The sequence below is a fragment of the Streptomyces sp. CG 926 genome, from assembly GCF_003148825.1.
Classification (GTDB): domain Bacteria; phylum Actinomycetota; class Actinomycetes; order Streptomycetales; family Streptomycetaceae; genus Streptomyces.
In genome coordinates this window covers 158,750-183,719 of sequence record NZ_QGGZ01000003.1, presented here as the reverse complement: position 1 = coordinate 183,719, position 24,970 = coordinate 158,750, and the positions used below count along the sequence as shown (strand labels likewise).

18 protein-coding genes are annotated in these 24,970 nt (G+C 73.1%); 16 read left to right on the top strand and 2 right to left on the bottom strand.

The genetic code is table 11. The features are described 5' to 3' along the window. The first annotated feature begins 75 nt into the window (after window positions 1–75). On the top strand, window positions 76–897 hold the full coding sequence (locus BCL76_RS09325; RefSeq protein WP_109779034.1) for an oxidoreductase: 822 nt from the start codon (window positions 76–78) through the stop codon (window positions 895–897). 433 nt (window positions 898–1,330) lie between these two features. Here the strand turns inward: BCL76_RS09325 and BCL76_RS09320 are convergent, their stop codons facing one another. After that, window positions 1,331–2,206, bottom strand: coding sequence for an HAD family hydrolase (locus BCL76_RS09320; protein ID WP_051778799.1), 876 nt, complete (start codon window positions 2,204–2,206; stop codon window positions 1,331–1,333). A gap of 539 nt (window positions 2,207–2,745) precedes the next feature. Between BCL76_RS09320 and ssd the strand changes: the two genes are divergently transcribed. The 7 genes from ssd (at window position 2,746) to BCL76_RS09285 (ending at window position 7,642) form a co-directional block, all read left to right on the top strand. Next, entirely contained in the window at window positions 2,746–3,882 is a 1,137-nt protein-coding gene (gene ssd, locus BCL76_RS09315) for a septum site-determining protein Ssd (protein ID WP_109779033.1), read from the top strand. Beyond that, window positions 3,879–5,027, top strand: a complete 1,149-nt coding sequence (locus tag BCL76_RS09310; protein ID WP_109779032.1) for a TadA family conjugal transfer-associated ATPase — start codon at window positions 3,879–3,881, stop codon at window positions 5,025–5,027. Before ssd ends, BCL76_RS09310 begins: the two co-directional genes overlap by 4 nt. Window positions 5,028–5,065: 38 nt before the next feature. Then, window positions 5,066–5,908 (top strand): type II secretion system F family protein, encoded by an 843-nt coding sequence (locus BCL76_RS09305; RefSeq protein WP_109779437.1) that lies wholly within the window; start codon window positions 5,066–5,068, stop codon window positions 5,906–5,908. Continuing rightward, entirely contained in the window at window positions 5,908–6,684 is a 777-nt protein-coding gene (locus BCL76_RS09300) for a type II secretion system F family protein (protein WP_109779031.1), read from the top strand. Before BCL76_RS09305 ends, BCL76_RS09300 begins: the two co-directional genes overlap by 1 nt. A 109-nt stretch (window positions 6,685–6,793) precedes the next feature. Further along, entirely contained in the window at window positions 6,794–6,931 is a 138-nt protein-coding gene (locus BCL76_RS09295) for a DUF4244 domain-containing protein (RefSeq protein ID WP_309136814.1), read from the top strand. Continuing rightward, the gene (locus BCL76_RS09290) at window positions 6,918–7,304 is read left to right on the top strand and encodes a TadE family type IV pilus minor pilin (RefSeq protein ID WP_109779029.1); all 387 of its coding nucleotides are present in this window, start codon (window positions 6,918–6,920) and stop codon (window positions 7,302–7,304) included. Before BCL76_RS09295 ends, BCL76_RS09290 begins: the two co-directional genes overlap by 14 nt. Then, complete coding sequence (locus BCL76_RS09285) at window positions 7,301–7,642, top strand: Rv3654c family TadE-like protein (RefSeq protein ID WP_109779028.1); 342 nt, start codon at window positions 7,301–7,303, stop codon at window positions 7,640–7,642. The genes BCL76_RS09290 and BCL76_RS09285 overlap by 4 nt, the downstream gene beginning before the upstream one ends. Window positions 7,643–8,056: 414 nt before the next feature. Here BCL76_RS09285 and BCL76_RS09275 read toward each other — a convergent pair whose 3' ends face one another. Continuing rightward, on the bottom strand, window positions 8,057–10,528 hold the full coding sequence (locus tag BCL76_RS09275) for a DEAD/DEAH box helicase (RefSeq protein ID WP_109779027.1): 2,472 nt from the start codon (window positions 10,526–10,528) through the stop codon (window positions 8,057–8,059). Between the two features lie 70 nt (window positions 10,529–10,598). On the opposite strand from BCL76_RS09275, the gene bldG reads away from it, so the two are divergent. The 8 genes from bldG to BCL76_RS09235 all read left to right on the top strand — a co-directional run bounded on the left by bldG (window position 10,599) and on the right by BCL76_RS09235 (window position 24,926). Next, entirely contained in the window at window positions 10,599–10,940 is a 342-nt protein-coding gene (gene bldG / locus BCL76_RS09270; protein WP_008743037.1) for an anti-sigma factor antagonist BldG, read from the top strand. Between the two features lie 122 nt (window positions 10,941–11,062). Continuing rightward, on the top strand, window positions 11,063–11,503 hold the full coding sequence (locus BCL76_RS09265) for an ATP-binding protein (protein ID WP_109779026.1): 441 nt from the start codon (window positions 11,063–11,065) through the stop codon (window positions 11,501–11,503). A gap of 288 nt (window positions 11,504–11,791) precedes the next feature. Next, window positions 11,792–14,194 carry a sodium-translocating pyrophosphatase gene (locus BCL76_RS09260; protein WP_109779025.1) on the top strand — a complete coding sequence of 801 codons (2,403 nt, stop codon included), beginning with the start codon at window positions 11,792–11,794 and terminating at the stop codon, window positions 14,192–14,194. A gap of 163 nt (window positions 14,195–14,357) precedes the next feature. Further along, a complete protein-coding gene (locus BCL76_RS09255) occupies window positions 14,358–14,924 on the top strand; it encodes a small secreted protein (RefSeq protein WP_109779024.1) in 567 nt (188 codons plus the stop codon). Between the two features lie 152 nt (window positions 14,925–15,076). Then, window positions 15,077–16,597, top strand: coding sequence for a DUF7059 domain-containing protein (locus BCL76_RS09250; RefSeq protein WP_109779023.1), 1,521 nt, complete (start codon window positions 15,077–15,079; stop codon window positions 16,595–16,597). A 687-nt stretch (window positions 16,598–17,284) separates the two neighbouring features. Beyond that, window positions 17,285–20,110 (top strand): type I DNA topoisomerase, encoded by a 2,826-nt coding sequence (gene topA / locus BCL76_RS09245; protein WP_109779022.1) that lies wholly within the window; start codon window positions 17,285–17,287, stop codon window positions 20,108–20,110. A 229-nt stretch (window positions 20,111–20,339) separates the two neighbouring features. After that, entirely contained in the window at window positions 20,340–23,642 is a 3,303-nt protein-coding gene (gene tmk, locus BCL76_RS09240) for a dTMP kinase (RefSeq protein WP_109779021.1), read from the top strand. Between the two features lie 72 nt (window positions 23,643–23,714). Beyond that, complete coding sequence (locus BCL76_RS09235; RefSeq protein ID WP_109779436.1) at window positions 23,715–24,926, top strand: DNA polymerase III subunit delta'; 1,212 nt, start codon at window positions 23,715–23,717, stop codon at window positions 24,924–24,926. Window positions 24,927–24,970: the final 44 nt, after the last annotated feature.

The window sequence follows — 24,970 nt, the reverse complement described above, 5'->3', positions numbered from 1 at the left end:
TGTCAAGGTGAGTGAAGAAGACCACTCCAAGGAGGGGTCGGTGCTATGGGTGCGCAGTGCGTAGGCTCCCTACTTATGAGTAGCGTTTCTGACCCGCTGGCCCCTCTGGCCGAGCTGCCTGGTGTCGCCGAGTCCGTGGATTCCGTACGCAAGGCCGTGGACCGCGTCTACGGGCACCGGGTGATGCGCCGCCGTAGCGGTGAGATCACCTCGGAGGCCGCCCTGCGCGGCGCCCGCGGGAGCGCGGCGCTGTCCGGCGCGGACTGGGCGCTGGAGGAGGTGCGCCGCCGCACCGACTTCGGTTCCGAGCCGGAGGCGCTGACGGTGGGCGCGGCGCTACGGCTCACGGCCGAGGCCGGCCAGCTGCTGAGCATCTGGCGGCAGTCGCCGCTCCGGGTCCTGGCGCGGCTGCACCTGGTGGCGTGCGGGTCGACGGCGGACGGCGATGTGGTGGGCCGCCCCCGGCTGGCGGGCGAGCCGGTGACGGAGCCCCTGGTCGAACTCCCGCTGCCGAGCGCGCAGGAGGTGGCGGGTCGTCTCGACGGGCTGTCCCGCCTGATCATCGCGGGCGGCTCCGCCCCGGCTCTGATCACGGCCGCTGTGGTGCACGGGGAGCTGCTGGCGCTGCGTCCGTTCGCCTCGTACAACGGGCTGGTCGCGCGGGCGGCCGAGCGGATCGTCCTGATCAACAGCGGGCTGGACCCGAAGGCCATCTGCCCGGCGGAGGTCGGCCACGCGGAGCAGGGGCGCGAGGCCTATCTGGCCGCGTTCGAGGGGTACGTCTCCGGGACCGCGGAGGGCATGTCCGCGTGGATCGCGCACTGCGGCCGGGCGATCGAACTGGGTGTCCGCGAGTCGACGGCGGTCTGTGAGGCCCTGCAGCGCGGCGCGGCCTGAGCCACCCGATTTCCTCCGTTCGGCCCCGCGTCCGGGGCGCCCCGGCCATGCGTGTCAGGCCTCGGGACTGAGTTCGGGGCCCCGGACATGGGTTGCGGCGACACCGTCTTGCTCTGGTGTCGCCGCTGGCATTTACGCCCAGTTACCAAGCGTCCTCGATATATGCCCATCAGGTCGGGGTCTTTGCCCGTTACCTGGTGCGGCTGGCCCGTAATCGACGGGTCGACGTCGCGTGGGTGCTCGGCGCTCATGCTTCGGTCCGTGGGCCTTACTGCGTTTTAAAGATGATCCTCTCGGATGTTCTTTGGTCTCGCGGGCCGTTGCTTTATTTGTACTCCGCTTCGGAGCCATGCGAAACCCCTGGCTCCAGTTTTTACTTTCCTGGACGATCAAGGACGAACCGGACGGGTCTTATCCGTGCAGGTCGGGACATTCAGGCGGAGCGGGTCGCGGCCAGGGCGTGGGCGCGCCGCCGGCTCGCGTACCAGACCAGCCCGGCGGTGGCGGCTGCCGCGCCCACGGCCGCCGCTGCGACCAGGGCGGGGCGGGTCGGCATGGAGAGTCCGGGCAGGCGCTGCTTCAGTCGCACGGGCCGGTTGAAGACGAGGACCGGCCACTCGCGGGCCACGGCCTCCCGCCGCAGTGCCCGGTCGGGGTTGACGGCGTGGGGATGTCCGACCGCTTCGAGCATCGGGACGTCGGTGGCCGAGTCGCTGTAGGCGTAGCACCGGGTCAGGTCGTACCCCTCGGACTCCGCGAGTTCGCGTACGGCTTCCGCCTTGGTGGGTCCGTAGGCGTAGTACTCGATCTCGCCGGTGAAGCAGCCGTCCTCGCCCACGACCATGCGGGTGGCGACGACCCGGTCCGCGCCGAGCATCTCTCCGATGGGCTCGACGACTTCCGCTCCGGAGGTGGACACGATCACCACGTCGCGGCCCGCGGTGTGGTGGGCCTCGATCAGGGACGCGGCCTCGTCGTAGATGATCGGGTCGATGAGGTCGTGCAGGGTCTCGGCGACGATCTCCCGCACCTGCTGCACGTTCCACCCCTTGCAGAGGGCGGACAGGTACTCCCGCATCCGTTCCATCTGATCGTGGTCGGCGCCGCCGGCCAGGAAGATGAACTGCGTGTACGCGGTGCGCAACACGGCTCGCCGGTTGATCAGGCCGCCTTGGTAGAAGGACTTGCTGAACGTCAAGGTGCTCGACTTCGCAATGACCGTCTTGTCCAGGTCGAAGAAGGCTGCGGTGCGAGGCGAGGAGTGCGGCAAGGGCTGATTTTCCACGCCCCGAGCATATGCGCCCACCATTCGGCGTAAGGTGTGGCGCGTGGGTTTGCCTGAGAAGGCTCTCGGGTACACCATGGAAGTCACGGATCGTTCGCGACCGTGCTAACCCGGTCTGGCTCCTCCCCCCCCGAGTCGGACCGTGGGGACGACCCCCGCTCTCCCCCCCGGCGGGGGTCGTCGCATGTCCGGACGCGGTTCGCGTCCCTGCCTTCGGCCCCAAGTGACCATGATCCGGCCCCTCCTCCTGTGCGGGGCCGACGCGGCGAAGGCCCTCACCCCATCGAACTCGTGACGCTGCGTAGTGGTTCCGTCCCGCTCCGGAACTCACCTGAGAGGGTGACCGGGTTATTCACAACCGACGGGTTGTCCACAGTTATCCAACAAGATCCACTTCTTTTTCCTGATCGCTGCACGGTGATTCCAGCCGCGAAGTCCGTGGCGGAAGCATTTGCAGTGAGAAGGGGGCGGAGATCGTGGCTCGATCGAAGTCGTGCGAAACGCCGGAGTCCGTGGTCGGCGGAAGGGGAACAGGGGTCGGGACGGGTCTCGGAGCCGGCTCCATGGCCGGATCCGCACCCGCTGGGGGACGGCCGCTTCCCGGCGGCGGACGACCTCTGATCATCACCGAGGACCCGCTGCTGCTCGACGATCTGCTGCGGCTGTGTGCCGCGGCCGGCGCCGAGCCGCATGTGCACCACGCGGTTCCCGAGCCGGGCGGGGCCGCCGCCGAGGGTGAAGAGGCCGGGAACGCGGGATGGGAGACCGCCCCGCTCGTGCTGGTCGGTGACGACGCCGCCCGGCGGGTACGCGGGGCGCCGCGCAGGGCCGGGGTGTTCCTCGTCGGACGGGACCTGGACGACCCTCATGTCTGGCAACGGGCGGTGGAGATCGGCGCCGAGGAGGTGCTGCGGCTCCCCGATGCCGAGAACCGGCTCGTCGACCGCCTCGCCGATGTCGTCGAGGGAGCCGGGCAGCCCGCCCTCGCCGTGGGGGTGATCGGCGGCAGCGGCGGGGCCGGAGCCTCCACCCTGGCCTGCGCGCTCGCCGTGCGGGCCGCCCGCGCCGGAGAACGGACCATCCTCATCGACGGTGACCCGCTGGGCGGCGGCATGGACGTGCTGCTCGGGGGTGAGAGCGCCGAAGGCCTGCGCTGGCCGGACTTCGCGGCCTCACGGGGCCGGGTCGGCGCCGGAGCGTTGGAGGACTCCCTGCCCGAGCTGCACGACCTTCGCGTGCTCAGCTGGGACCGCGGGGACCGGGTGGTGGTGCCGCCCGCCGCGATCCGGTCCGTGGTGGCCGCGGCGCGCCGCCGGGGCGGGGTGGTGGTGGTCGACCTCCCGCGGCGCGTCGACGAAGCCGTGGCCGAAGTACTGGCCCAGCTCGACCTGGTGTTGATGGTGGTGCCGGGCGAGTTGCGGTCGGTGGCCGCCGCGGGCCGGGTGGCGGCCGGGGTGCGGATGGTGGCCCGGGACGTGCGGGTCGTCGTACGGGGACGCTGCCCCGGTGGCCTCGATCCGGAGTCCGTGGCCGGGCTGTTGGGGGCGCCGCTGGCCGGTGAGGTGCCGGTCGAGGTGGGGCTCCCGGGGCGGGTGGCCGAGGGCGAACCGCCGGGGACGCAGGGTCGCGGGGCGCTGGCCCGCTTCTGCGACGGCTTCTGGCAGCGGGCCCTCGGCACCGCCCAGGGAGTGCCGGCATGAGCGCGGTGCTCCTGGACGCGGTGCGCCGGCGGCTCGCGGAGAGCGGGGCGGAACCGACCCCGGCGCGGGTGGCGGCGGCCCTACGGGCCCAGGGCAGGCTGCTCGGTGACGCCGAAGTGTTGGGTGTGGCCGCCGAGTTACGGTCCGAGCTGGTCGGCGCGGGCCCGCTGGAGCCACTGCTCGCAGATCCGGAGGTCACCGATGTGCTGGTGGCAGCCCCCGACCGGGTCTGGGTGGATCGCGGTGGCGGACTGGAGCTGACCGGGGTGACCTTCGCCGACGCCGATGCCGTGCGCAGGCTCGCGGGGCGGCTGGCCGCCGTAGCGGGCCGGCGCCTGGACGACGCCCGGCCCTGGGTGGACGCCCGGATGCCCGACGGGACCCGGCTGCATGCCGTGCTGCCACCGGTCTCGGTGGGATCGACCTGCCTGTCGCTGCGGGTGGTGCGGCCGCGGGCGTTCACGCTGGAGGAGCTCGTCGCCGCGGGGACACTGCCGCCGGGCGGCCACCGACTGCTCCGGGACATGGTCGAGGCCCGACTGTCGTTCCTCGTCTCCGGCGGCACCGGAACGGGCAAGACCACTCTCCTCAGTGCCCTGTTGGGGTTGGTCGGCCCCGGCGAGCGGATCGTCCTGGCCGAGGACTCGGCCGAGCTGCGCCCCGACCATCCACATGTCGTACGGCTGGAGACCCGGCCGGCCAACCAGGAGGGGGCCGGCCTGGTCACCTTGGCGGACCTGGTCCGCCAGGCGCTGCGGATGCGCCCCGACCGGCTGGTGGTGGGCGAGGTGCGGGGCGCCGAGGTGGCGGACCTGCTCGCCGCCCTGAACACGGGCCACGAGGGCGGCTGTGGGACGGTCCACGCCAATGCAGCGGCCCATGTCCCCGCCCGACTGGAGGCGCTCGGTACGGCCGCCGGGCTCGACCGGGCAGCCCTGCACAGCCAGTTGGCCGCGGCGCTGACCCTGGTGCTCCACCTGGTCCGGGACCGGGAGGGGCGGCGCCGACTGGCCGAGGTGCACGTGCTGGAGCGGGACGCCGCCGGGCTGGTGGTCACCGTACCGGCGCTGCGCTGGGCGGCTCGAGGCTTCGTACGGGAGCGCGGCTGGGAACGGCTTCGCCCGCTGCTGCGGGGCGTCCGGTGAACGCGGGAGCGGCACTGCCGGTGCCCCTGTTCGCCGGGATGCTGTGCGCCGGGGCGGCCGCCTGGGGGCTCGCCGGCGGCGACCGGGTGTCCCGGCGGGCCCGGGTGGTGCTCGCCACGGGCGGTCCGGTGCTTCCGGGCGGTCCGCTGCACCGGGAGCGTCTGCTGATCGCCGTACGGGAGCGGGCGGCGCGGTGGCGGGAGTGGGCCCCTCTCGCGGCGGGGCTGGTGATCGCGGCGCTCGGCGGGTCGGTGATCCCGTTGCTGGCGGGTGCGGCGGCGGTGCCGCTGGTCCGCCGGTGGCTGCGGGTACGGGCGCGGGAGCGGGCCCGGGCGGCGCGGGCCGCCGAGGTGGTGTCCCTGTGCGGGGCGGTGGTGGGTGAGCTGCGGGCCGGAGCCCAGCCCGGGCAGGCGCTGACGGCCGCGATGCGCCGGACGGCCGACGGTCCCGGCGGGCCGGGTGCGGCCGAGGCAGGGGTGCTGGCCGCGGCGGCCTTCGGCGGGGACGTGCCCGCAGCGTTGCGTCAGGCGGCGGGGGAGCCCGGGGCGGACGGGCTGGCCGGGATGGCGGCCTGCTGGCGGGTGTCGGTGGACGGCGGTGCGGGACTGGCCGCCGGACTGGAACGGCTGGAGGGCGCCCTACGGGCCGAGCGGGACCGGCAGGAGTCGCTGCGGGCCCAGTTGGCGGGGGCGCGGTCGACGGTGCTCGTACTCGCCCTGCTGCCGCTGGTGGGCCTGCTGATCGGCACCGGCCTGGGCGCGGATCCGCTGCGGGTGCTGCTGCACACGCCGATGGGGTGGGGTTGCCTGCTGGCGGGCGGGGTGCTGGAGGCGCTGGGACTGCTGTGGTGTCGGCGGATCGTCCGGGCGGGGGAGCGGTGATGGTCGGCTTCGTCGTCCACAGGCTGGGGATCGCAGTCTGCCTGGCCGTGGTCACGCTGTGGCTGGTGTCGGCCGTGACGGCGCGGGTCCGCACGCGGGCGGCCGGGCGCAGGGCCGCGGCCCTGCTGGGGGCCGGGCCGAGACTTCACGGGCCGCTGGTCGGCTCCGCGCTCAAAGGCGCGGTGGCCGCGTGGGCCGGCCCGGCCGGTGCGCTGCTGGCGGGCTGGGTGCTCGTGGGCGGGGTGGCGGGTGTGGCCGTCGGTGGCCTGGCCGCGTTCGGTGTGCGGCGGTGGCGGGCGAGGGCGCGGCCGCCGGCCGGAGTGGATCCACGGGAGGCGGAACGTCAGCTGCCGTTCGCCGCCGATCTGTTGGCGGCCTGCCTGGCGGCGGGAGCGGGCCCGGTGGAGGCCGCCGAGGTGGTGGGGGAGTCGCTGGGCGGCCCGGTGGGCGACCGATTGGCGAGGGCCGGCGCGGAGCTACGGCTCGGTGGTGAACCGGGTGCCGGGTGGGGGAGGTTGGCGGAGATACCGGGTGCCCGGGCGCTCGCCGACTGCCTGGAACGGGCCGCGCGGACGGGGGCGCCCGCGGCGGAGGGGGTCTCCCGGCTGGCATCGGGGATCCGGGAGGACCGGGCCCGCACGGCGGGGGCGCGGGCGCAGCGGGCGGCGGTCCTCGTCACCGCTCCGGTCGGGCTGTGTTTTCTCCCCGCTTTTCTCGCGATCGGGGTCGCGCCGGTGGTGATCGGTATGGCCTCGGGACTTCTCTCGAACACCTGAAGTCGCATTGACCACAGATATCAACAGCTGAAATCCACAGGAGGTTGTCATGAGGATCATCTGGTTTCGTGTGCGGACGGCACTGAGGGCGCGCGGGGGCGACCGGGGGATGTCCACGTCGGAATACGCCATGGGCACCATCGCGGCCTGCGCATTCGCGGCCGTCCTCTACAAGGTGGTGACGAGCGAAGTCGTCGCCACGGCCCTGCAGTCGACCATCGGAAAGGCACTCGATGTGCCGTTCTGAGGGTGGGTCACGGAGCGCCGGGGGAAAGTCGGATCGGGGATATGTGACGGCGGAGGCCGCCTTGGTGATCCCGGCGCTGGTGCTGTTCGCGGCGCTGCTGGTGTGGGCCCTGATGGCGGCGGCCGCGCAGATCCGGTGTGTGGACGCGGCCCGGGCCGGTGCCCGGGCGGCGGCCCGGTCGGAGCCCGTGGAGGTGGCTCGGGCCGCGGCCCGGGCGGCCGCCCCACCGGGGGCGCGGGTGGAACTGGAGCGGGCGGGCGACCTCTGGCGGGTCCGGGTGGTCGCGCCGGCACCCGGACCCGGCGCGCTGCCGGTGCGGCTCGGCGCGCAGGCGGTGGCCCTGGCGGAGGACAGCGTGGGGCCGCCGCCGTGAGCCGGGACCGGGGTTCGGCCACGGTCTGGGCGGCGCTGGTGGCGACGGTGCTGGGTGCGGTGTTCGGCGGGGTGCTGTTGCTCGGCCAGGCCGTCGTGGCCCGTCACCGCGCGGCGGCGGCGGCCGACCTGGCGGGGCTCGCGGCGGCGGCCACCTGGGCCCATGGGCCGGAGGCGGCCTGCGCGGCGGCCCTGCGGGTGGCCCGGGCGCAGGGTGCGGCGCTCGGGGGCTGCCTGGTGCGGGGCGAGGTCGCCGAGGTCACCGCCGAGGTCGCGGCGGGACCGTTCACCCCGGCGGTCCGGGCTCGGGCGGGGCCGCCCGTGGCGCCGCCCGACTGAGGGGCGGAGCGGGGGCGGCCTGTCCGGCCTCGTCGGCCCCTCCGGCCCCGGTCGGGCCTCCTCCGGCCCCGGTCGGGCCTCCTCCGGCCCCGGTCGGGCCTCCTCCGGCCCCGGTCGGGCCTCCTCCGGCCCCGGTCGGGCCTCCTCCGGCCCCGGTCGGGCCTCCTCCGGCCCCGGTCGGGCCTCCTCCGGCCCCGGTCGGGCCTCCTCCGGCCCCGGTCGGGCCTCCGTCGGGCCCGGTCGGGCCTCGGTCGGGCTCGTTCCGGCCTCGTCGGCTCGCTCCGGCCTTGCGTCCGGCCCGCTTCGGCCTCGCCGGGCCTGTCCGAGCCCGTCCCGCCGCTTCAGGCCCCGTCCCGCCGCTCCGGGCCCCGTACGGGCCCGTCCGTCAGGGCCCGTACGGCCCCTTCGGGACCGTCAGGGCTCGGAGGTCTCGGCGGTCGGGGATTCGGAGAGGAGGCGGGTGAGGAGCCGGACGGCGCCTCGCTTGTGCAGGGGCTCGTTGCCGTTGCCGCACTTGGGGGACTGGATGCAGGAGGGGCAGCCGGCCTCGCACTCGCAGGCGGCGATCGCGTCGCGGGTCGCCGTCAGCCAGGCGCGGGCGGTGCCGAAGGCCCGCTCGGCGAAGCCGGCGCCGCCGGGATGGCCGTCGTAGACGAAGACCGTGGGGAGGAGGGTGTCGGGATGCAGCGGCACGGAGACGCCGCCGATGTCCCAGCGGTCGCAGGTGGCGAACAGCGGGAGCATGCCGATGGAAGCGTGCTCGGCGGCGTGCAGGGCGCCGCCGAGGATCTCCGGGTTGATCCGGGCCTCGTCGAGCTGGTCCTCGGTCACCGTCCACCACACGGCCCGGGTGCGCAGGGTGCGGGGCGGCAGGTCGAGCTTGGCCTCGCCCAGCACCTCGCCGGTGATCAGCTTGCGGCGCAGATAGGAGACGACCTGGTTGGTGACCTCGACGGAGCCGAAGCAGAGCCGGGCCGAGCCCCACGGGATCTCGGTCTCGGTCTCCAGGACGGAGATGGAGGTGGTGTCACGGGCCGTGGTGGAGAAGGGCGGGTCCGCCTGCTCCACGAGGGCCACGGAATCCTCCAGGTCCAGGTGCCGCACGAGGTACGTGCGGCCCTGGTGGAGGTGGACGGCTCCCTCGTGCACGGCGGTGTGGGCCGCGGACTCCTCGACCGTGCCCAGCAGCCGGCCGGTCGAGGCCTCGACGATCTGCACCGGGCGGCCGCCGCCGCCCCGGACGTCGGTCAGGTCCGAGGCCCGTTCCCGGCGGGTCCAGTGCCAGGCGGTCGCCCGGCGGCGCAGCAGCTTCGCCGCTTCGAGCTGGGGAAGGAGGTCCTCGGTCGCCGGGCCGAAGAGTTCCAGGTCCGCCTCCGTCAGCGGTAGCTCCGCCGCCGCCGCGCACAGGTGGGGGGCCAGGACGTAGGGGTTGTCCGGGTCCAGGACGGTGGCCTCCACCGGCCGGTGGAACAGCGCCTCCGGGTGATGGACGAGGTAGGTGTCCAGCGGGTCGTCCCGGGCGATGAGCACGGCCAGGGCGCCCTGGCCGGAGCGACCCGCGCGGCCCGCCTGCTGCCACAGGGAGGCCCGTGTGCCGGGGTAGCCGGTGATCAGGACGGCGTCCAGGCCGGAGACGTCCACACCCAGCTCCAGGGCCGTCGTGGCGGCCAGCCCGAGCAGCTCGCCGGAGTGCAGGGCCCGCTCCAGGGCCCGGCGCTCCTCGGGGAGGTATCCGCCCCGGTAGGCGGCGACCCGGCAGGGCAGCGACCGGTCGACCGCCGCGAGCCGTTCCTGGGCGATCACGGAGATCAGCTCGGCGCCGCGGCGGGAGCGGACGAAGGCGACCGTACGGACCCCTTGGACGACCAGGTCGGTCAGCAGGTCGGCGGTCTCGGCGGTGGCCGTACGGCGTACGGGCGCGCCCTTCTCCCCCCGCAGCTCGGTGAGCAGCGGCGGCTCCCAGAGGGCGAAGACCACCTCGCCCCGCGGTGAGGCGTCGTCGGTGATCTCGATCACCCGTACGCCGGTCAGTCGGGACGCGGCCGCCGCCGGGTCGCTCGCGGTGGCGGAGGCCAGCAGGAAGACCGGGTCGGCGCCGTAGCGGGCGCACAGCCGCCGTAGCCGGCGCAGCACCTGGGCCACGTGGGAGCCGAAGACCCCGCGGTAGGTGTGGCACTCGTCGATCACGACGTAGCGCAGGGCCCGCAGGAAGGAGGCCCAGCGCGGGTGGGCCGGGAGGATCCCGCGGTGCAGCATGTCGGGGTTGGTCAGGACGTAGTTCGCGTACTGACGCACCCATTCGCGTTCCTCCACGGGGGTGTCCCCGTCGTAGACCGCCGGGCGTACGGCGTTGCCCAGTGGGGCGGCCAGTTCCCGTACGGCGCGCCGTTGATCGGCCGCCAAGGCCTTGGTGGGGGCCAGGTACAGGGCGGTCGCGCCCCTGCCGTTCGGGGCCTCGGCGCCGTCCGCGAGGGCGGAGAGCACGGGAGCGAGGTAGGCGAGGGACTTGCCCGAGGCGGTTCCGGTGGCCACGACCACGGACGTTCCGTCGAGGGCGAGCTCGGCCGCGGCGGCCTGGTGTTCCCACGGATGGTCGATTCCGGCCGATCCGATCGCGGCTACGACGTCAGTTCGGATGCGGTCGGGCCAGACTGCATGACGACCCGCCCGAGGGGGCAAGTGCTCCGTATGGGTGATGCGCGCAGCACGGGAAGGCCCCCGTGACAGGCGGTCCAGGACCGTGTCGGGGGTGGGTCGTGGGTCCGTAGGTGCCGTGGGCCGTCCGGGACCAGAAGTGTTGGCCATCGGAACCGAGTGTGTCACCGGCGTGCGGGACAATGGTCCGAAGGCGTCGTGCGCGCCTGCCGGTAAGTGATTGAATGCCATCGCGGCAGCCAATCCCTCGCCTACCTTCGGGTGAGGGGGCGTCGCTCGATAGCAAGGTGCTGGAGGATCCGTGGACCTGTCCCTGTCGACTCGCACTGTCGGCGACCGTACGGTCGTGGAGGTCGGTGGCGAGATTGATGTGTATACCGCGCCCAAGCTGCGCGAGCAGTTGGTCGAGTTGGTGAACGACGGCAGCTACCACCTGGTTGTCGACATGGAGCGGGTGGACTTCCTCGACTCCACCGGTCTTGGTGTGCTCGTCGGAGGCCTCAAGCGCGTCCGTGCGCACGAGGGCTCGCTCCGTCTGGTGTGCAACCAGGAGCGCATCTTGAAGATCTTCCGCATCACCGGTCTGACCAAGGTGTTTCCGATCCACACCACGGTGGAAGACGCCGTCAACGCGACCGACTGACGGCTCCGCGCGGCCCCCTGCAGCCTCCGGGCGGCAGGGAGCCGACAAGGAGAGCGGGGGTACCGGGCCATGGTTGGCCCGGGCCCCTGTCAAGGCACGCCCGTAGTCCGAGGGGGATGCGCATGGCCACCGTTGAACTGCGCTTCAGCGCCCAGCCCGAACACGTCCGGACGGCCCGCCTGGTCGCGGCCGCCGTGGCGCGCCGGGTCGGTGTGGAGGAAGCCGTCCTCGACGAGGTCCGCCTCGCCGTGGGTGAGGCCTGTTCGCGTGCCGTGGGACTCCATCGGAGCAACGGGCTGACGGCTCCTGTCCGGGTGGTGCTGACCGACGAGGACAAGGTGTTCTCCATCGAGGTCGGTGACGGGGTTCCCGCGCCGTCCGGTGGCGGCGTCGACGCCGTGCCCGGCATCACCGCCGTCCTGGAGTCCGAGGTCGAGACCGAGGACGAGATGGGTCTCGCGGTGATCAGCGGGCTCGTCGACGACGTCGAGGTGAGCAGTGGGGAATCGGGCGGGACCATCCGGATGAGCTGGCCGGTGGCCGGCGTCTCCGAGCTCCCTTGAGATCCGCCGTGATCCACGGTGATCCGCCCCGCGCTTAAACCTTCGTATCTTCAGATCTTTATCAAGGCCCTGCTGAGCAGGGCCTTTTTCATTTCTTCGGATCTTTTCTAGATCAATGACGAGGCGTCAATGCCTTTGCCCCATTACCGCTTTCGAGGGTAATGGAGTGACGCGATCTATTGCTGAGGAGCGAGAGCACGCCAATTGCGTTTCCTGCGCACTGTTTTGATCGGGGCGCGCTCCCTACAATCCGTCCACATCTTGAGCTCATCACGTCAAGGAGGACGAATGACGGGGCTCTTCACCCCCATTGCGCCGGATCGCACCACGGATCTGGCAGCCGCAGTACTCACCGATGACAATCGGCTCATCGTGATCGTCATTGCGGCCGTGGCACTCGCCGCACTCGTCGTCGCGCAGATCCTGGTCCGCCAGGTCCTCGCGGCCGACGAGGGAACCGACAGCATGAAGAAGATCGCCGCAGCCGTCCAGGAAGGCGCCAACGCCTATCTCGGCCGACAGTTGCGCACCCTCGGCATCTTCGCCGTCGTGGTCTTCTTCCTGCTCTTCCTGCTCCCCGCCGACGACTGGACGCAGCGGGGCGGGCGTTCCGCCTTCTTCCTCGTCGGCGCCGTCTTCTCGGCCGCCACCGGCTACATCGGCATGCGCCTGGCGGTCCGCGCCAACGTCCGTGTCGCCGCGGCCGCCCGCGAGGCCACCCCGGCCGAGGGGGAGCCCGCCAAGGACCTGACCGAGGTCTCCCACAAGGCGATGAAGATCGCCTTCCGGACGGGCGGCGTCGTCGGCATGTTCACCGTCGGCCTCGGCCTGTTCGGCGCCTCCTGCGTCGTCCTGGTCTACGCAGCCGACGCGCCCAAGGTCCTGGAGGGCTTCGGGCTCGGCGCCGCCCTGATCGCGATGTTCATGCGCGTGGGCGGCGGAATCTTCACCAAGGCCGCCGACGTCGGCGCCGACCTGGTCGGCAAGGTCGAGCAGGGCATTCCGGAGGACGACCCGCGCAATGCCGCGACCATCGCCGACAACGTGGGCGACAACGTCGGAGACTGCGCCGGAATGGCGGCCGACCTCTTCGAGTCCTACGCCGTCACCCTGGTGGCCGCGCTCATCCTCGGCAAGGCCGCCTTCGGCGACCTGGGCCTCGCCTTCCCGCTGATCGTGCCCGCGATCGGCGTCGTCACCGCGATGATCGGCATCTTCGCGGTCTCCCCGCGGCGCAGCGACCGCAGCGGCATGACCGCCATCAACCGCGGGTTCTTCATCTCCGCCGTGATCTCCCTGGCACTGGTCGCGATCGCCGTCTACGCCTACCTGCCGGCCACCTACAAGGAGCTCGTCGGCGTCGAGAACCCGGCGATCACCAACCACTCCGGTGACCCGCGGATCCTCGCCGTCGTCGCGGTCGCCATCGGCATCGTGCTCGCGGCCCTGATCCAGCAGCTGACCGGCTACTTCACCGAGACCAACCGGCGCCCCGTCCGGGACATCGGCAAGTCCTCCCTGACGGGAGCCGCCACCGTCGTCCTCGCCGGCATCTCGGTCGGGCTGGAGTCCGCCGTCTACACGGCCCTGCTCATCGGGCTCGGCGTCTACGGCGCGTTCCTGCTCGGCGGGTCGTCGATCCTGCTCGCGCTCTTCGCGGTGGCCCTGGCCGGCACCGGCCTGCTCACCACCGTCGGCGTCATCGTCGCCATGGACACCTTCGGGCCGGTCTCCGACAACGCCCAGGGCATCGCCGAGATGTCCGGCGACGTCGAGGGCGCCGGTGCGCAGGTCCTGACCGACCTGGACGCCGTGGGCAACACCACGAAGGCCATCACCAAGGGCATCGCCATCGCCACGGCCGTGCTCGCCGCGGCGGCGCTCTTCGGTTCGTACAACGACGCGATCGCCGCCGCGGTCAAGGAGGTCGGTGCCAAGGCCGGGGAGCTGAACCTCAGCCTGGACATCGCACAGCCCAACAATCTCGTCGGGCTGATCCTGGGCGCGGCCGTCGTGTTCCTGTTCTCCGGCCTCGCCATCAACGCCGTCTCCCGCTCCGCGGGCGCCGTCGTCTACGAGGTGCGCCGCCAGTTCCGCGAGCACCCCGGGATCATGGACTACACGGAGAAGCCCGAGTACGGGCGTGTCGTGGACATCTGCACCAAGGACGCGCTGCGCGAACTCGCCACTCCCGGCCTGCTCGCGGTGCTCACCCCCATCGCCGTGGGCTTCTCCCTCGGTGTGGGCGCGCTCGGCTCCTTCCTGGCCGGCGCCATCGGCACGGGCACCCTCATGGCGGTCTTCCTCGCCAACTCCGGCGGCGCGTGGGACAACGCGAAGAAGCTCGTCGAGGACGGTCACCACGGCGGCAAGGGCAGTGAGGCCCACGCCGCCGTCGTCATCGGCGACACGGTCGGCGACCCGTTCAAGGACACCGCCGGGCCGGCGATCAACCCGCTGCTCAAGGTCATGAACCTGGTGGCGCTGCTGATCGCCCCCGCGGTCGTGCAGTTCAGCTACGGCGCGGACAGCAGCCCGGCCGTGCGGGCCGTCGTCGCGGTCCTGTCGATCGGCGTCATCATCGTCGCCGTGTACATCTCCAAGCGCCGCGGCATCGCCGTCGGCGACGAGACCGAGGGCGGAGCCGCCGAGCGGGTGGCCCAGTCGGCCGACCCGGCGACGGTCTCCTGACCCCAGGTCCGGCCGGCGGTACGGGCCGGGCCGGGCAGGGCCGGAGGGTACGCCCGAAAGGCGGACGGGCGGCGCGGACTCACGCGCCGTCTGTCCGCCTTTGTGCGTCTGCCGAGGGTGGACGTGTATCTTCCGGGCGGAAGCCTTCGAAGGGACGAATCCGGTGAACAAGAAGTTTGCGGCCGCGCTGTCGGGCGGTGCGGCACTGATGCTCGTCCTGTCCGGATGCGGCGGGGACGAGACCGACCAGAAGGCCGGCTCGTGGGCCAAGAAGGTCTGTGACCAGTGGCAGCCCCAGATCCAGAAGATCGAAGCCGCCAACGTCGAGATCAAGCGGGTGGCCTCCGAGAGCAGCAAGCCCGACGAGGTCCAGAAGACCGACTCGGCGGCGTTCGGGACCATGACCGAGTCGTACAAGGCGATGGCGGACGCGCTGCGGTCGGCGGGTGTTCCGCCGGTCAAGAACGGCGCCGCGACCCAGGAGGCGGCGGCCAAGGGCTTCGAGACGACCTCCACGGGCTACGCCGACCTGAAGACGAAGACGGACGCCCTCGACCCACAGGACAAGGCGAAGTTCGCCGATGGCCTCAAGGAGGTCGCGGGTGGGCTCAAGGACGTGACGAAGGGCGGCCAGGACGCGCTCGCCCAGCTCAAGGCGGGCGGCCTGGGCGAGGCCATCAACGGCCAGAAGGGCTGCCAGGTCGCGGCGGCACCGGAGTCCGCCCAGTAGCGTCCCGGTAGCACCGTCGGACCGCGCGGGCCGAGTTCCGCGCGGTACGTCGCTCAGGGCGGCCGTGGTCCCGGAAGGGGCCGCGGCCGCTCTTTCGTCCCTCCGGGCCCGGTGTGATCGGCAGTACGGGTCCCAGCGGACACAATGGACGGGTGAGTACCACCAGCCTCCCCAAGCCCGACCGCGCCCCCGAGCTCCGCGCCGCGCTGCTCGCCGCCGGTTTCACCGCCGACGGGCTGCTCGACCTGCTCGGCGCCCCCGCCTACGCCGCGCTGGCCCGCAGCGAGACCGTCCCCGCCCTGCGCGCCACCCGAGGCCCGGGTGACGGCGCGCTCGCGAGCCTGGTCCGGCTGTTCCTGCTGCAGCAGCCCGAGCCGTACGTGCACGCCGCGGAGGCGCTGCCCGTCGAGGCGGCGCTGGCCGACGGCTGGCTGCGGCTGGAGGGCGACGAGGTGCACGCCACCGTCGACGTGCGCCCGTACGGCGGCCCGGACGGCGAGGACTGGTTCATCGTCTCCGACCTCGGCTGCTCCGTCGGCGGGGCCGGCGGCATCGGTAGCCGCGAGGAGGGCGTGGTCCTCGGTGTCGGCGGCGCCTCCACGACCCTCGCGGGGATCACCGTCCGCACCCCGGTCGGTTCCGCCCTCGACGTCGGCACCGGATCCGGAATCCAGGCGCTGCACGCGTCGCGGCACGCCACCCGGGTCACCGCCACCGACGTCAACCCCAGGGCCCTGGAATTCACCCGTCTGACCTTGGCGCTCTCCGGGGCGCCGGAGGCCGAGCTGCTGGCCGGGTCGCTCTTCGAGCCCGTCGGAGACGCCACGTACGACCTCATCGTGTCGAACCCGCCCTTCGTGATCTCCCCCGGCGCCCGGCTGACGTACCGGGACGGCGGCATGGGCGGCGACGACCTGTGCCGGACCCTGGTCCAGGAAGCGGGCGCGCGGCTCAACCAGGGCGGGTACGCGCAGTTCCTCGGCAACTGGCAGCACGTGGAGGGCGAGGACTGGCGCGACCGGCTGCGCTCCTGGGTCCCGCGGGGCTGCGACGCCTGGATCGTGCAGCGTGACGTGCAGGACGTGACGCAGTACGCAGAGCTGTGGCTGCGCGACGCGGGCGACCACCGGACCGACCCGGCCGAGTACACGCGGCGCTACGAGGACTGGCTGGACGAGTTCGAGGCGCGCGGGACCAAGTCCGTCGGCTTCGGCTGGATCACCTTGCGCCGGACGGACGCGGCCGAGCCCTCGATCGTGGTCGAGGAGTGGCCCCACACGGTGGAGCAGCCCCTCGGCGAGGCCGTCCTGGCCCATTTCGCGCGCCAGGACTACCTGCGGCGGCACGACGACGCGGCCCTGCTGGAGGCCCATTTCGCGCTGGCCGAGGAAGTGGTCCAGGAACAGGTCGGCGCGCCCGGCGCGGAGGATCCGGAACATGTCGTGCTCCGGCAGAACCGCGGAATGCGGCGCGCCACCAAGGTCGACACGGTCGGCGCCGGTTTCGCCGGAGTGTGTGACGGCTCACTGAGCGCGGGCCGGATCCTCGACGCGATCGCGCAGCTGATGCAGGAGGACCCGATCGTGTTGCGGGACCGCACTCCGGAGGCCATCCGGCTGCTGGTCGAGCAGGGTTTCCTGGACCCTGTGACGGATCCCGTACGGACCCCGTGACGGGCTCCCGTACGGGCCCTGTGACGGATCCCGCGCGGTAGCCGGCCCCGGGATGTAACCCGGGGTTCGCCCGCCGTATCCGTACGGCTGTCAGTCTCCTAGGCAGGGGGATCCGGGGGGATCCCGTGAGCGGCCCGGGGGTATGGGGAAGCGGTGCGGAAAACGGTCCGGCGATCTTCGCGGCGGCCGTGTTCCCGCTGTTCGGGGCCGCTCTGCAGGCCTGACGGAGGCGCGTGCCCCACCACCGCGTGACGGTGGCGGAGGTCACGCGCCCCGTCGCGGCCGTGGCGCCGGCCGGGCTCTCCGGCGGGGCGTCGGCCGGGCTCCCAGGCGGGGCGTCGGCGGGCCGGCGACGGCCCTCGGAGCGCGGCGCCTCGCGCGACTGCGACACCGAGATCGAGACACTCGGGCAGACCGGGATCCGGCCACGGATCCGGCCCCGAAAGCCGAGGTCGGAGCAGGCCCGGTACCAGGTGGGACGGCGCGGCCAGACGGCCCTTCGGCCACCCTGCCCGGTGATCGGGAACGCCCCGGCGCGGCATCCGGGCGGCAGAAACGGCACTTGTCGGGTTACCGTTCGAGTGGCCGTTGCGGGCTTCTGCCGTTTGACACGGGGGCGGGTTGTACCGTCACACTCCGCAGCGTCGCCGTACTGCGACCGAGTGCCGACCGGAGAGAAGAGCCAAGTTGTCCCCGACTAGCGAGACCGCAAAGGGCGGCCGCCGACTCGTCATCGTCGAGTCCCCAGCCAAGGCGAAGACGATCAAGGGCTACCTCGGCCCCGGATACGTCGTCGAGGCGAGCGTCGGGCACATCCGCGACCTCCCCAGCGGCGCGGCCGAGGTGCCCGACAAGTACACGGGCGAGGTCCGCCGCCTCGGCGTCGACGTCGAGCACGACTTCGCGCCGATCTACGTGGTCAACGCGGACAAGAAGGCCCAGGTCAGGAAGCTCAAGGAGCTGCTGGCCGAGTCCGACGAACTCTTCCTCGCCACCGATGAGGACCGCGAGGGCGAAGCCATCGCGTGGCACCTGCAGGAAGTCCTCAAGCCCAAGGTCCCCGTCCACCGGATGGTCTTCCACGAGATCACCAAGGACGCGATCCGCGACGCCGTCGCCAACCCGCGCGAGCTCAACCAGCGCATGGTCGACGCCCAGGAGACCCGCCGCATCCTCGACCGCCTCTACGGCTACGAGGTCTCGCCGGTCCTGTGGAAGAAGGTCATGCCGAAGCTTTCGGCGGGCCGTGTCCAGTCGGTGGCCACCCGCCTCGTCGTCGAGCGGGAGCGCGAGCGCATCGCCTTCCGCACCGCCGAGTACTGGGACCTGACCGGAACCTTCTCCACCGGCCGCGCCGGTGACGCCTCCGACCCCTCGACGCTGGTCGCCCGCCTGAACACGGTGGACGGCAAGCGCGTCGCCCAAGGCCGCGACTTCGGCTCGAACGGGCAGCTCAAGAGCGAGGTGCTGCACCTCGACGAGGGAGGCGCGCGGGCGCTCGCCGCCGCGCTGGCGGACGCCTCGTTCGCCGTCCGCTCGGTGGAGTCCAAGCCCTACCGCCGTTCCCCGTACGCGCCCTTCCGTACGACGACGCTGCAGCAGGAGGCCTCGCGCAAGCTGGGCTTCGGCGCGAAGGCGACGATGCAGGTGGCGCAGAAGCTGTACGAGAACGGCTTCATCACCTACATGCGTACCGACTCCACCACGCTGTCCGACACCGCGGTGTCGGCGGCGCGGGCGCAGGTCACCCAGCTCTACGGGGCCGACTACCTGCCGGAGAAGCCGCGCGTCTACGCGGGCAAGGTCAAGAACGCGCAGGAGGCGCACGAGGCGATCCGTCCGTCGGGTGATCGTTTCCGCACCCCGGCCGAGACGGGTCTGACCGGCGACCAGTTCCGCCTGTACGAGCTGATCTGGAAGCGGACCGTCGCCTCCCAGATGAAGGACGCGGTCGGCAACAGCGTCACCGTGAAGATCGGCGGCCGGGCCTCGGACGGGCGCGACGCCGAGTTCACCGCTTCCGGCAAGACGATCACCTTCCACGGCTTCATGAAGGCCTACGTCGAGGGTGCGGACGACCCGAACGCCGAGCTCGACGACCGCGAGAAGCGCCTGCCGCAGGTCGCGCAGGGCGACGCGCTCGCCGCCGAAGAGATCACGGCGGACGGGCACTCGACCAAGCCGCCGGCCCGCTACACCGAGGCCTCGCTGGTCAAGGAGCTCGAAGAGCGCGAGATCGGCCGTCCGTCGACGTACGCGTCGATCATCGGCACGATCCTGGACCGCGGCTACGTCTTCAAGAAGGGCACGGCGCTCGTGCCGTCCTTCCTGTCCTTCGCCGTGGTCAACCTGCTGGAGACGCACTTCGGGCGCCTCGTCGACTACGACTTCACCGCGAAGATGGAGGACGACCTCGACCGCATCGCGCGGGGCGAGGCCCAGTCCGTGCCGTGGCTGAAGCGCTTCTACTTCGGCTCGGAGGACGCGACCGAGGTCGTGCCGGCCGACGGGGACCACCTCGGCGGTCTGAAGGAGCTGGTCACGGACCTCGGCGCGATCGACGCCCGGGAGATCTCCTCCTTCCCGGTCGGCGAGGGCATCGTGCTGCGCGTCGGCCGCTACGGGCCGTACGTGGAGCGCGGTGAGAAGGACGCGGAGGGCCACCAGCGCGCCGACGTCCCGGACGACATGGCCCCGGACGAGCTGACCATCGCCTACGCGGAGGAGCTCTTCGCCAAGCCGAGCGGCGAGTTCGAGCTCGGCAAGGACCCGGTCAGCGGGAACGAGATCGTCGCCAAGGACGGCCGCTACGGGCCGTACGTGACGGAGATCCTCCCCGAGGGCACCCCGAAGACGGGCAAGAACGCGGTCAAGCCGCGGACGGCCTCGCTCTTCAAGTCCATGAGCCTGGACACGGTCACCCTCGACGAGGCGCTGAAGCTGATGTCGCTGCCGCGCGTGGTCGGCGCGGACGCGGAGGGCGTGGAGATCACGGCGCAGAACGGCCGCTACGGCCCGTACCTGAAGAAGGGCACGGACTCGCGGTCGCTGGAGACCGAGGACCAGCTCTTCTCGATCACGCTGGACGAGGCCCTCGCCATCTACGCGCAGCCCAAGCAGCGCGGGCGGGCCGCGGCCAAGCCGCCGCTGAAGGAACTGGGCACAGACCCGGTCAGCGAGAAGCCGGTCGTGGTCAAGGACGGCCGCTTCGGGCCGTACGTGACGGACGGCGAGACGAACGCGACGCTGCGGCGGGACGACGACGTCGAGACGATCACGCCGGAGCGCGGCTACGAGCTGCTCGCGGAGAAGCGGGCGAAGGGCCCGGCCAAGAAGGTGGCGAAGAAGGCCCCCGCCAAGAAGGCCCCGGCGAAGAAGGCGACGGCGACCAAGGCCGCTGCCGCGAAGAAGACGACGGCGGCCAAGAAGACCACCACGGCCGCGAAGAAGGCCACGGCCAAGAAGGCGACGGCCAAGAAGACGGTCGCGACCCCGGTGGCCGCGGACGAGTAGCACCCCTGGCGGGGCCGGAGGAGCCACACGGCGACTCCAGCCCCGTCGGCGTTCGAGGCGCGTGGTTCGGGGGCGTGGTTCGGGGGCGTGGTTCGGGGTTCGGGGTTCGGGGTTCGGGGCAGAGCCTCGCACCGGCGTCGGGCCGCTTCCCGGAAGGTGGGTCCGGGGTCACACACTGCCCCGTCCACAGGCCTCCGCAGCCGCCGAGCGCAGCGGATAGGCTGGGCGGATGACGCGAGCCGAGCAGCCGGCGGTCGTGACCGCCCCGGGGAACCCCACTTACGACGAAGCCCTAGCCGCGGATTCCCGCGAGCGTGCGGTGCGCGCACTGCTGCGCACTCCCAGGCTGCGCCGGCTGTGGAGCGCCCAGTTGGTGAGCGGCATCGGCGATGCCCTGGCCCTGCTGGTGCTGGTGCTGCTGGCCCTGCAGGCCGTGGCCTCGGAAGGGGCCTTCGGCGGCGGATCCCGCGGCGCTGCCCTCGCCGTCGCCACCGTCTTCGGGGTCCGGATCCTCGCCACCCTGCTCTTCGGCGCGGTCCTCCTCGGCCCGCTGGCCGGGCTGCTGGGCGCCGGCGGCAAGTTGGACCGCCGCTGGACCATGATCGGGGCCGACGGGGTCCGCCTCGGGCTCTTCGTCGTCGCCCCGCTGTGGCTCGACTGGATCCCGGCCCACGCGCTGACCGCGCTGCTGGCCACCGTCTTCGTCTCCGGCGCCGCCGAGCGGCTGTGGACCCTGGCCAAGGAGAGCGCGGCGCCCGCCCTGCTGCCCGCGCCGCCGCCGGAGGGGGCGACCGTACGGCCGCTCCCGGACCACCTGGACGCGCTGCGGCGGCTGACCCTGCGGACCTCCTTCGCGGCGCTCCCGATCGCCGCGGCCGCGCTGCTCGCCGCGACCCTGGTCGGCAAGGCGCTCGGCCTCGGCATCGACTGGTTCGCCGCGAACCAGGCCGCCCTCGGCTCGTACGTGGCCTCCGGCCTCTTCGCGGCCTCGGTCTCGCTGCTGCTGCCGCTGGTGCTGCCGGGCGGGACGACCCCGCGTCCGCGTTCGCCGCTGGAGGGCCTGCGCACCCCCAAGGCGGGCGACCGACCCGACAAGGGCCGTACGGGCGCCATCCCCCTCCTCGTCCTGAGCTGCGCCGCGGTCGCCGGAGCGGTGTCCTGCGCCGTGTCCGTGTCCGTCCTGCACGCCTTCGACCTGGGCGGTGGCCCGGCCGCCTTCGCGCTGTTCGTCCTCGCGCTGGTCGGCGGCACCGCCGTGGGCATCCGCGCCACCCAGGCCGGCAAGGTGCTGCCCGCCCTGTCCCGCCGCCGGCTGATGGCCCTCGCCATAGCGGTCACCGGGCTCGCGCTGCTGCTGACCGGGCTCGTCCCGGACATGGCGACCGTGCTGTTCCTCTCGCTGCTCGCCGGCATCGCCGCGGGCGTCGCGGCCAACACCGGCCACACCCTGCTGGACCAGGAGACCGAGGAGTTCCGGCGGGCGCGGATCACCGAGCACCTCCAGGCGGCCGTCCGGGTGGCCGTGGCGCTCGGCGCCGTCGCCGCGCCCGTGCTGGCCGCGGCGATCGGCCCGCACCGGCTGACCGGTGCCGAGGTCGTCTTCGCGCACGGCGGTGCCGCGTTCACCCTGATGCTGGTCGGCGCCCTGCTGCTGCCGGTCGCCGTGGTCGTGCTGACGAAGGCCGACGACCGCCGGGGCGTCCCCCTGCGGCGGGACCTGCGCGAGGCGCTGCGCGGCGGGGAGCCCGTACAGGCGGCGTCCGCCACCGGGTTCTTCATCGCCCTGGAGGGCGGCGACGGAGCCGGCAAGTCCACCCAGGTCCAGGCGCTGGCCGACTGGATACGGGGCAAGGGCCACGAGGTCGTGGTGACCCGGGAGCCCGGCGCGACCCCCGTCGGCAAGCGGCTCCGCTCGATCCTGCTCGACATCTCCTCGGCCGGTCTGTCGAACCGCGCCGAGGCCCTCCTGTACGCCGCCGACCGGGCGGAACACGTGGACACGGTGGTGCGCCCGGCCCTGGAGCGTGGCGCGGTCGTCATCTCGGACCGCTACATCGACTCCTCGGTGGCCTACCAGGGCGCCGGCCGTGACCTCTCCCCGACGGAGATCGCCAGGATCTCGCGCTGGGCCACCGACGGGCTCGTCCCGAACCTGACCGTGCTGCTCGACGTATCGCCGGAGGCGGCGCGCGAGCGGTTCACGGAGGCTCCGGACCGGCTGGAGTCGGAGCCGGCGGAGTTCCACCAGCGGGTGCGGTCCGGGTTCCTGACCCTCGCCGCGGCCGACCCCGGCCGCTACCTCGTGGTCGACGCGGGCCAGGACCCGGGGTCGGTGACCACCGTCGTACGGCACCGCCTGGACCGGATGCTGCCGCTCTCGGAGGCCGAGGTCGCCGCCCAGGCGGAGGCGCGACGCCTCGCCGAGGAGGAGGCACGGCGCAAAGCCGAGGAAGAGGCGGCACGCAAGGCGGAGGAAGCGCGGCTGCGTGCCGAGGAGGAGGCACGGCTGGCCCGCGAGGCCGAGGAGGCGCGGATCAGGGCCGAGGCGGAGGCCGCCCGCCAGGCGGAGGAAGCACGGCTGCGCGCCGAGGAGGAGGCCCGCGCCCGGGCCGAGGCCGAGCGGCTGCGCGCGGAGGCCGAGGAGAAGGCCCGCGCGGCGGAGGCCGAGCGGCTGCGCCGGCAGGCCGAGGAGGAGGCCCGGCTGCGGGCCGAGGCCGAGGAGCGCCGGCTGGAGAAGCAGCGGCGCGCCGAGGAGGCCCTGCTGAAGGCCGAGGAGGCCCGCCGGCTGGTGGCGGCCGAGGCGGCGGCGAAGGCGGCGGCCGCTGCCGCCGTGGCGGCCGCGGAGGCCGCTGCGGTCGCGCCGCCGGCTCCCGCTCCCGCGCCCGCACCTGCCGCTACGTCTGCGGCGCCCAAGATCGGTATGACCAAGAAGCCGGAGCCGGAGCCGCATCCGGACGACGCGGTGACGGTGGAGACCCCGGTGGCGCCGGTCGCCCCGGCGGCTTCGGAGGCCAAGCCGGTCAAGCGGGTCGTCCAGCCGGACGACGTCACCCAGACCGTCCCGGTGCCCAAGGTCGACCCGGCCTCCGCCGCGGAGACCGCGGTGCTGCCGCCGGTTCGCGCGACGGACGAGACCGCGGTGCTGCCGCCCGTACGCCCGGTCGACGAGACGGCGGTGCTGCCGCCGGTACGCCCGGCCGCCCCCCAGGCACCGCAGTCCCCGCAGGCGCCGCAGTCCCAGCAGGACGGCGGTACCGGGCGGTCCCGGTCCGCCACGCGGCCGACGGCCCAGCGCCCCGAGGAGAATCCGACCGACCGGGTGCCCTCGGGCATCTTCCGGGACTCCGGCAACGACCGGACGCGGGAGCTTCCCGTCGTCGACGGCGAGGGCCGGCCGCGTCGGCCGCGCCCGGAGTGGGCCGAGGAGACCCCGCTGGACGACCTGCCGACGCTGGCGGACGAACTGCTGGGCCGCCGCCACGACGACGAGGACGGCGACGAGGGCGAACGCGGACCGCGCCGCCGCCGCTGATCTCGGCGGGGACGGGAATGTCGGTGGCGCCCGCCACAATGGGTGCACGGAGAGTGAAAGGTGGTGGGCGGGATGCCCGTATGGGACGACCTGGTGGGACAGGAGCGGATCCAGGCGCAGCTGGCGGCCGCCGCCCGTGACGCCGACGCGCTGGTCACGGCCACCACGGCCGGGACCGCGCCGCCCGAGACGTCCAAGATGACCCACGCCTGGCTGTTCACCGGTCCGCCCGGATCCGGGCGGACCACCGCCGCCCGGGCCTTCGCCGCCGCCCTGCAGTGCACCAGTCCCGACCGGGCGCTCGGCGGGGAGCCCGGGTGCGGGTTCTGCGACGGCTGCCACACCACGATGGTCGGTACGCACGCGGACGTCTCCACCGTCGTCGCGGTCGGCAGCCAGATCCTCGTCGCCGACATGCGCGACACCGTCCGCAAGTCCTACACGTCCCCGGCGACGGGCCGCTGGCAGATCATCCTGGTCGAGGACGCCGAGCGGCTGAACGAGAAGTCCGCCAACGCGGTCCTCAAGGCCGTGGAGGAGCCCGCGCCCCGTACGGTCTGGCTGCTCTGCTCGCCCTCCGTCGAGGACGTGCTGCCCACCATCCGCTCGCGCTGTCGCCACCTCAACCTCAACACCCCCTCGATCGCGGCCGTCGCCGACATGCTGGTGCGGCGCGACGGCATCGAGCCGACGGTGGCCCTGACCGCCGCCAGGGTCACCCAGGGGCACGTCGACCGAGCCCGTCGGCTGGCCACCGACGAGGCGGCCCGGGAGCGCCGGGCGACGGTCCTGAAGCTCCCGCTTCGGGTGGACGACATCGGCGCCTGCCTCAAAGCCGCGCAGGAGCTGGTCGACGCCGCCGCGGAGGACGCGAAGCAGGTCGCCGACGAGGTCGACACCAAGGAGACCGAGGAGCTGAGGGCCGCGCTCGGCGCCGGAGCGGGCGCCGGCAGCCGGATGCCGCGCGGCACGGCGGGCGTGATGAAGGAGCTGGAGGACCGGCAGAAGCGCCGGCGCACCCGCACCCAGCGCGACACCCTCGAAGTGGCCCTGACCGACCTCACCGGCTTCTACCGCGACGTCCTGGCCCTGCAGCTGGGCTCGTCCGTGGCCATCGCCAACGAGGAGATACGGCACGACCTGGACCGGATCGCCCGCGCCTCGGGCCCTGAGCGGACCCTGCGCCGGATCGAGGCGATCATCGCCTGCCGGGACTCCCTCGACCGCAACGTCGCCCCGCTCCTCGCCGTCGAGGCGATGACGATGGCCCTGCGCGCGGGCTGACCGCGGCCGGTCCGCCGGGCGGCGGTCCACACCCGGTTGACCGG

Coding starts and splice junctions, on each gene's coding strand:
- BCL76_RS09305 (WP_109779437.1), top strand. CDS start 5,066: ATGCTGTGCGCCGGGGCGGCCGCCTGGGGGCTCGCCGGCGGCGACCGG.
- ssd (WP_109779033.1), top strand. CDS start 2,746: ATGGCCGGATCCGCACCCGCTGGGGGACGGCCGCTTCCCGGCGGCGGA.
- BCL76_RS09275 (WP_109779027.1), bottom strand. CDS start 10,528: ATGGCATTCAATCACTTACCGGCAGGCGCGCACGACGCCTTCGGACCA.
- BCL76_RS09310 (WP_109779032.1), top strand. CDS start 3,879: ATGAGCGCGGTGCTCCTGGACGCGGTGCGCCGGCGGCTCGCGGAGAGC.
- tmk (WP_109779021.1), top strand. CDS start 20,340: ATGACGCGAGCCGAGCAGCCGGCGGTCGTGACCGCCCCGGGGAACCCC.
- BCL76_RS09325 (WP_109779034.1), top strand. CDS start 76: ATGAGTAGCGTTTCTGACCCGCTGGCCCCTCTGGCCGAGCTGCCTGGT.
- BCL76_RS09235 (WP_109779436.1), top strand. CDS start 23,715: ATGCCCGTATGGGACGACCTGGTGGGACAGGAGCGGATCCAGGCGCAG.
- BCL76_RS09290 (WP_109779029.1), top strand. CDS start 6,918: ATGTGCCGTTCTGAGGGTGGGTCACGGAGCGCCGGGGGAAAGTCGGAT.
- BCL76_RS09265 (WP_109779026.1), top strand. CDS start 11,063: ATGGCCACCGTTGAACTGCGCTTCAGCGCCCAGCCCGAACACGTCCGG.
- BCL76_RS09320 (WP_051778799.1), bottom strand. CDS start 2,206: ATGGTGGGCGCATATGCTCGGGGCGTGGAAAATCAGCCCTTGCCGCAC.
- BCL76_RS09295 (WP_309136814.1), top strand. CDS start 6,794: ATGTCCACGTCGGAATACGCCATGGGCACCATCGCGGCCTGCGCATTC.
- BCL76_RS09300 (WP_109779031.1), top strand. CDS start 5,908: ATGGTCGGCTTCGTCGTCCACAGGCTGGGGATCGCAGTCTGCCTGGCC.
- BCL76_RS09260 (WP_109779025.1), top strand. CDS start 11,792: ATGACGGGGCTCTTCACCCCCATTGCGCCGGATCGCACCACGGATCTG.